Raw genomic sequence first — 7,162 nt, forward strand, 5'->3', positions numbered from 1 at the left:
AAGCGGTTTGCGGTGGATCAGGCAGGCAGCACGAAGAACCAGTTGGCCCAAAGCACCACGGCCGCGCCCAGGATCAGGGCCAGGTAGGGCAGCATCCCCGCCTTGCGCTCGCCCAGCTCGCCATAAGGCAGGCCGAGGTCGTCATAGGCCTCTTTCGGGAACTTGCCCCCGTCCTGATAGAAGTGGCGGAACCAGAACACCGGGACGATCAGGGCCGCGAAGATCAGTCCGGACCACAAGGCGTTCTCGTAACCCCAGACCTTGGCACCCGCACCCAGGAACAGGGCGTTCACGAAGGCCAGCACCGTGTTCAGCCCGATCAGCCAGGTCGGCGCTTTCCACGGCCGCTCCATATGGGCGCTGTCGATGCGGTGGATCCAGCCGGCGTTCAGGTTCAGGAAGTTGAACAGGATGTAGCCGACGTTACTGATGGCAAGGACGTAGAAGTACCCAGCAATGTCCGAGGCCAGCGCCAAAAGGACCACGTTGAAGGCGAAGTCGGTCCACATCGCGTTGCGCGGCGCGCCGTGGCTGTTGACCGCGCCCAGGTACTTCGGCAGCCAGCCATCGCGCGAGCCCTGGTAAAGCGTGCGCGACGACCCCGCCATCGCGGTCATGATCGCCAGGAACAGCGCCATGATCATCAGGATGACGAAGATCTGGGTGATCACCGGCCCACCGCCGATCATGTTGCCCAGCGCCTCGCCGACTCCGGTCCCGTCGACGATGCCGGTCGCCAGCATCCCCTCTTGCCCCAGGACGCCCTGGAACGAGAACGGGATCAGGAAGAAGAACACGATGCACAAGAGGCCCGAGTAGAAGATTGCCCGGAACGTATCGGTCTTTGGGTCCTTCAACTCGCGGGTATAGCAGACGGCCGTCTCGAAGCCGTAGGTCGACCAGGCCGCGATATAAAGTCCGCCCAGGAACAGCGTCCAGCCGCCGATGTTCCATTCGCCGTCCACCCCGGAATAGGCTGCCGTGGGCGGGACCAGGTTGGTGACGTTCATCCAGTTGATCGACCCGGTCAGGATCGGCACCAGACCCACCAGGAACAGCGGCACCAGCACGATGATCGCCAGGTACTTCTGCGCACTGGCGGTCGAGGCGATGCCACGTTCCTGGATCATCAGGATGATCAGCATCAGGATCACCCCGATCACGAAGGTCGAGTTGAAATGCAGGTTGCCAAGGCCCGGGATGGTGATCTGGAACGCCTCCCAGGTCCGGAACCACGGCGTCAGCGCATTGACCCCGTCCGTCGCTGCCACGGCCTTGATCGCGTCCTCGACCGCCGTGCCGGCATTGGCCGCCATGTAGTCGATGACCGACTGCGTCTCGGCGGTGTAGCTGCCGATGTTCGCCGTCACCCAGTCCACCACCATCTGGCTTTCGGCCAGCGGAATTGGAAACAGCGCATTCAAGATATAGCCCGCCGCGATGGCGCAGCCCAAGGACAGCACCGGCGACCAGGCGAACCAGTTGCACCACACCGACAAGGGCGCGATCAGCTTGGAATAGCGCAGCCAGGCCGTCGCCCCGTAAACGCTTGTCCCGCCGGATTTGTTGCCGAACATCCCCGCCATTTCGGCATAGGTAAAGCTTTGCAGGAACCCCATCACCATCGAGATCATCCAGACCAGGAAGGCCAGTTTCCCGGTCGTCCCGGCGATCCCGCCGATCGAGAACAGCACCAGGGGCGGCACACCAGCCGCAACCCAGAAGGCACCTTTCCACGATAGCGCACGGACCATCTGGCCCGATCCAGTTTCAGTCGTCATTCCCTCTCTCCTGTCAGACGGACGAACCGACCTTGGGCTTATCGTCTGCCCGTCTTGCCGGATGTCCTGTTGGGTGTTCGCGTCGGATTGTCGTGAGGTGTCGTCAGCTCCTCAGCCTTTCGCCATCCGGCGCAGAATCGTCTCAGGCAGGCGTACCCTGCGGCCTGATGTCGCGAAGAAAGCACGGTCCTTCCCGCAATGCGAGAAGAATTTTATCTACGCGAATATTTGTTTCCCAAAAAATCCGACCGCTTGGCTGGGGTCAGCAAGCGACCAAAACACAGGCGGACCGGGGGTGGTCCCCGGTCCGCGCGCCCGACCCGAGGCGGGCCAGGTTGAACGATGTGGGCGTCAGCCTGCCTTCTTGTAGGCCGCGTTTTCATGCCGCGACCCCGCCCAAAGGGCGACGATGCACAGCAGGACCGACAGGCCCAGCCAGATGCCTTCCGTCCCCTGTCCGGCGTAATAGGCGCCGTCCACGGTGGCCCAGTCGGTGATGTTGGTTCCGATCAGCATTGGTCAGTTTCCTTTCATTCGGCAGGGGTTGCAGGCGCAGGTCTTGCGCCCAGGAATTCGGGATAGGCCTCGACCGGGACCTTGACCTTGTCCAGACCCAGGATCTCGGCCGCTTCCGGCACGCGCAGAAGGCCCAGCTTCTTCAGAGCCAGCGACACAAGGTAGCCCGGGATGAAGCCCAGCGCCGCCATCACCAGCGCGCCCACCACCTGGCCGTAAAGGGTGATGGTCGGAGCCCCCTCGGCCGTCAGGGCCGGATAGCCGCTGGCGAAGATGCCAACGGCGACGACGCCCCACAGACCCACGACTCCATGCAGCGCCACCGCGCCCACCGCGTCGTCGATCCGCAGCTTTTCGACATATCCCGCGACCAGCGGCATGATCACCCCGCCAATGGCGGCGATCACGAAGGCCATCGGCGGCCAATAAAGGTCCAGCCCCGCCGCAACACTGATGATCCCGCCCAGCGCGCCCGACATCATCCAGAACGGGTCATGCGTCATCACCCAGGCCGCAATCGCGCCCCCGGCAAAGCCCATCAGGATGTTGAAGGTCATCGCCGACAGCGTGACAGGCGTGCCGTAGATCGAATGGAAGATGCCCGACCCCCAGCTCCACGGCTCGCCCGGGAAGATCACGCAGCCCATCAGGAACCCCCAGAAGCCCGCAATGATCAGCATCAGGCCGACCAGCGCCGCCGGCATCGAATGGCCCGCAATGGCATTGGCCGTCCCGTCCGCATTGAACTTCCCGATCCGCGCGCCAAGGTTGATGAGAACCCCCAGCGTGAAGAACCCGGCGATGGCATGGACCACGCCCGAAGCGCCGAAGTCATGGTAACCGAAGGCCGTGACCAGCCAGCCGTCCGCATGCCAGCCCCAGGCCGCGCCCAGAATCCAGACAAAGCTTCCCAGCACGATGGCCAGGATGGTGAAGCCGATGATCCGCACCCGTTCGATCAGGCTGCCGGACATGATGCTGGCCGTCGTCGCCGCGAACATCGCGAAGGCCCCGAAGAACACCCCCGTCGCGCTGTCAGCCACGTTCGGCCCCATCACGGACCCCACCGGGTTTGCCGCACCCACCGCATAGTCCCAGCCCGAGGTGCCGATCGGCCCCGGCGACATGGTGAAGCCCGTCGGGAAGGCCCAGTAGATGAACCAGCCCGCGTAATAGAAGGTCGGGATGATGAAGGCGAAGGCCAGGATGTTCTTGATCCCCGAGGCCAGCGCATTCTTCGCGCGGCTTGCCCCCATCTCGTAGGACAGGAACCCCGCGTGGATCAGCACCATCATCGGGATGGTCAGCCAGTAGAACGTCTCGGCCGTGGTGCGGTTCAGCCCGGCCAGGCTTTCCTTCATCGTGGCTAGCTCTGCGGTCAAGGCCGCGATCTGTTCTTCCATGATCGTCTCCCCGTTTGTCGCTGCCGCTGTTCAGTGCCGGGCAGCTGGCGGGGACAGTTAACCACGGCTCGGCGGACACCCTTCATCCGGGGCAAAAGTGTTTCCCGCCAGAGCCGCAAGCTTCGCCTGATCCGCACCCACCGCAGGCAGGACACCGGGCGACTGCATCGAAATCCGGCAGAAGTGAATCCCAAAGCAAAGGGCCCCGGACGTTGCCGGGGCCCCTTGTCAATCTGTCACCTGCTTCAGTTGCGCAGGTAGCTTTCCATCGAATCCTCCAGCGCATCCTTCCAGGGCGTGTGGTGGACCGGAGCCATCGTGCCGGTGATGACCGATTTGTAGGCGTTGTTGCGGAAGGCCATGATGTCCTTCTTCTTGTGCTCTTTCCACTCGAAGAAAGCCTCGCAGGCGCCGTCCACGTCAAAGCTGGGATAGTCCGTCTCGGCGATCAGCTCTTTCACATAGTCGCCCTGATAGTGGATCGCATCGTGGGCATCCTTGCCCTCGTCCTCGTGTTTCACGCGGTCCTCGACATCCTTCAGCAGCACGGCCTTGTCCGTCGGGATCGCGATCTTGCCCATGATCGCATCGCGGACCCACCAGGCCTGAGCGTCGAACATGTTGAAGGTGAACCACTGGTCCTGCATGCCCACGTAGAAAAGCTTCGGGTTGTGAACCCAGGCCACACCCTTGTACAGGTCCGCCGCCGCCAGCCGGTTCGCCGTCTTCAGTCGCAGATCATCGGGCAGGAACGGGAAATGGTGCTTGTAGCCGGTGCACAGGATGATAGCGTCGATCTTCTTGCTGGTGCCATCCGCGAAATAGGCCGTCGTCTCGTCGACCCGTTCAAGCTTCGGCACTTCCTTCCAGTTGTCCGGCCAGTTGAACCCCATCGGAGCGTTGCGGTACGCCACCGTGATCGACTTTGCCCCGTACTTCCAGCACTGCGACCCGATATCCTCGGCTGAATAGGACGACCCCAGGATCAACAGGTCCTTGCCCGAAAATTCCCGCGCGTCGCGGAAGTCGTGGGCGTGCAGCACGCGGCCGTTGAACTTGTCGAAACCCGGGTATTCCGGGACGTTCGGCACAGAGAAGTGACCGCTGGCGACGATGACGTTGTCGAAGTCTTCCGAATACATCCGGTCGGCCTTCAAGTCATGCACCGTGACGGTGAAATTGCCCTTGTCCTCGTTGTACTTGACCATGCGGACGGTGGTGCAGAAGCGGATCCAGTCGCGGACGCCCGCCTTCTTCACCCGGCCCTCAATATAGTCGAACAGCACCGCGCGCGGCGGGTAGCTGGCGATCTGCTTGCCAAAATGCTCCTCAAAGGAATAGTCGGCGAACTCCAGCCCCTCTTTCGGGCCGTTCGACCACAGGTAGCGGTACATGCTGCAATGGACCGGCTCGCCGTGCTCATCCAGGCCCGTGCGCCAGGTGTAGTTCCACAACCCGCCCCAGTTCGACTGCTTTTCAAAGCAGACGACTTCGGGAATATCCTCGCCCTTTGCCTTGGCCGACTGGAACGCGCGCAGCTGCGCAAGGCCGGACGGCCCCGCTCCAATGACGGCACCTCTCTTCTTCATGGTCAACCTCCGGATGGTGAGTCTTTTATCACGCGTCGGGCGCGCTGGTTTTGGGCTAGCCTAGTGACAAAGTTGCGCCTGTGTCAAATCTTCTTCCTGTTGGTAAACAGACCGCCCCCGGGATCACATGTCCAGTGGGGGCGGCCTTACAACTTCTGCAAGAAAGTTAAGCGCAAGCTGACCTAACGGGCAATGGTCACGGTGCAATGTGCGCGCGTTGCCACTTCGCTGGCGACCGACCCCAGGACCAGCCGCTGCAACCCGCGCTTGTCGCCGGTTCCCATGACGATATGGGTATAACCATTCTGCTCGGCATAAGCGATGATCGCAGGGGCCGCCTCCCGCGCGACGACCTCGACCGTGCCGACATCGGTGGCCCCTTAGCTTTTCGCCAGCGCATCGGCATCGGCCATCAGCTTCTGCACGTCCTCGGCTTTCCAGTGGCTGATCGTTGGACCCCGCGCGCCACCGTGGGCGATGTTGACAACGCAGATCGTCAGATGGCCGCCGGTTGCCTTGGCAACCTCTGCTGCCTGAAGGACCCCGACCGTGGCGTGATCGCTTCCGTCGGTGGGGCAAAGAATCTTGGCTGTCATGATGTCCATTCCCTTCACAGTTGGCTGGACACCACCAACCATCAAACGGCACACTCGGCTTTGACCTGCGTCAATAAAGTTCACCCGCAGGCAAATTTTCGGAGCCCGCCATGCAGCCTGTCGACCCCAAGGACCGCCGGATCGCGAACATTCACAGCGCCCGTTTCACCCCCTTCGTCTATCCCGACGGCGTGGCGCTGGGGGATACGGTCCTGCAACTGGATAAGGATCAGCCGCTCGGCACCGGCTTCCACGTCTACCGTATGCCCCCCGGCATGACGACGCGCGGCCACCGCCACAACGGGCACGAGCAGTTCCTGATCCTCGAAGGCGAGCTGCACGAAAGTGACGGCACGATCCTGCGGGCCGGGGACCTGGTGTTCTACCGCGACGGCACCGAGCACAATTCCTTCACGCCCGATGGCTGCCTTCTGGCCGTCCACATCACTGCGCCGGAAACCCCGGTCGACTAGGCGCTGCCCTGTCAACCCGCGTCCCCTCTCCCCACCGGGGGCGAGGGTCAGGGATTGGGGGGAGAGCCGGGACAAGAGAAAAGCCCCGGATCGCTCCGGGGCCAGTTGGGGGGTTCAGGTCAGGTAACCGCCGTCGGCACCGGGCCAAACGCCCTGCGCCAGAAGTTAAGAAACAGTGTACGTCCGCAACCAAGCTATTGATAATAATCATGTAGTCGCGATTTTCCACCGTGGACAGACCTCAGATATCCAGCGTCGTCTGGGTCTCCCAGGCCGAGAAATGCGAACAGTAGTCGTTCCATTCCTTGTGCTTCAGTTTCAGGAAGGCCGCACTGAACTCGTCGCCCATCATCGACTTCAGGGTCTTGTCCCGGTCATACTCCCGCAGCGCGTCCAGCAGGTTCAGCGGCAGCTTCGGCGCGTTCTTCACCGTGTGCCCCATCTGATACATGTCGATGTCATGCCGCTTGCCGGGGTCCGCCTTGGTCCGCACCCCGTCGATGCCCGCCGCAAGGATCACCGCCTGCATCAGGTAAGGGTTCGCCGCGCCATCGGGGAGCCGCAGCTCGAACCGCCCTGGCCCCGGCACGCGAACCATGTGGGTCCGGTTGTTGCCGGTCCAGGTCACCGTGTTCGGCGCCCAGGTCGCGCCCGAAGAGGTGCGAGGAGCATTGATCCGCTTGTAGCTGTTCACCGTCGGGTTGCAGATCGCCGCCAGCGCCGATGCGTGTTTCATGATCCCGCCCAGGAAGTGCCGCCCCTGATCCGAAAGCCCCAGCTCCTTGGAGTTGTCGGCAAAGGCGT

The 7,162-nt window shown here is 62.6% G+C and carries 6 protein-coding genes and 2 pseudogenes; 1 reads left to right on the forward strand and 7 read right to left on the reverse strand.

Annotation, left to right across the window (positions count from 1 at the left end):
- Positions 1–17: 17 nt before the first annotated feature.
- The 6 genes and pseudogenes from U1E69_RS14470 to U1E69_RS14490 form a co-directional block, all read right to left on the reverse strand.
- Positions 18–1,781, reverse strand: coding sequence for an APC family permease (locus U1E69_RS14470; protein ID WP_322245078.1), 1,764 nt, complete (start codon positions 1,779–1,781; stop codon positions 18–20).
- Between the two features lie 351 nt (positions 1,782–2,132).
- Positions 2,133–2,297 (reverse strand): hypothetical protein, encoded by a 165-nt coding sequence (locus tag U1E69_RS14475; RefSeq protein ID WP_322245080.1) that lies wholly within the window; start codon positions 2,295–2,297, stop codon positions 2,133–2,135.
- 14 nt (positions 2,298–2,311) lie between these two features.
- Positions 2,312–3,700, reverse strand: coding sequence for an ammonium transporter (locus U1E69_RS14480; RefSeq protein WP_322245081.1), 1,389 nt, complete (start codon positions 3,698–3,700; stop codon positions 2,312–2,314).
- 245 nt (positions 3,701–3,945) lie between these two features.
- Positions 3,946–5,289, reverse strand: coding sequence for an NAD(P)/FAD-dependent oxidoreductase (locus U1E69_RS14485; protein WP_322245082.1), 1,344 nt, complete (start codon positions 5,287–5,289; stop codon positions 3,946–3,948).
- A 182-nt stretch (positions 5,290–5,471) separates the two neighbouring features.
- Positions 5,472–5,642: pseudogene (locus U1E69_RS22625) on the reverse strand (universal stress protein); the annotation flags it as partial.
- Positions 5,643–5,669: 27 nt separating this feature from the next.
- Positions 5,670–5,885: a universal stress protein gene (locus U1E69_RS14490; RefSeq protein WP_322245083.1), complete on the reverse strand. Its 216-nt coding sequence runs from the start codon at positions 5,883–5,885 to the stop codon at positions 5,670–5,672.
- A 110-nt stretch (positions 5,886–5,995) separates the two neighbouring features.
- Between U1E69_RS14490 and U1E69_RS14495 the strand changes: the two genes are divergently transcribed.
- The gene (locus U1E69_RS14495; protein ID WP_305548050.1) at positions 5,996–6,358 is read left to right on the forward strand and encodes a cupin domain-containing protein; all 363 of its coding nucleotides are present in this window, start codon (positions 5,996–5,998) and stop codon (positions 6,356–6,358) included.
- Between the two features lie 241 nt (positions 6,359–6,599).
- Here U1E69_RS14495 and U1E69_RS14500 read toward each other — a convergent pair.
- A pseudogene (locus tag U1E69_RS14500) lies at positions 6,600–7,162 on the reverse strand (type III glutamate--ammonia ligase); the annotation flags it as partial.

Origin of the sequence: Tabrizicola sp. (genome assembly GCF_034366665.1) — a bacterium.
Lineage (GTDB): Bacteria > Pseudomonadota > Alphaproteobacteria > Rhodobacterales > Rhodobacteraceae > Tabrizicola.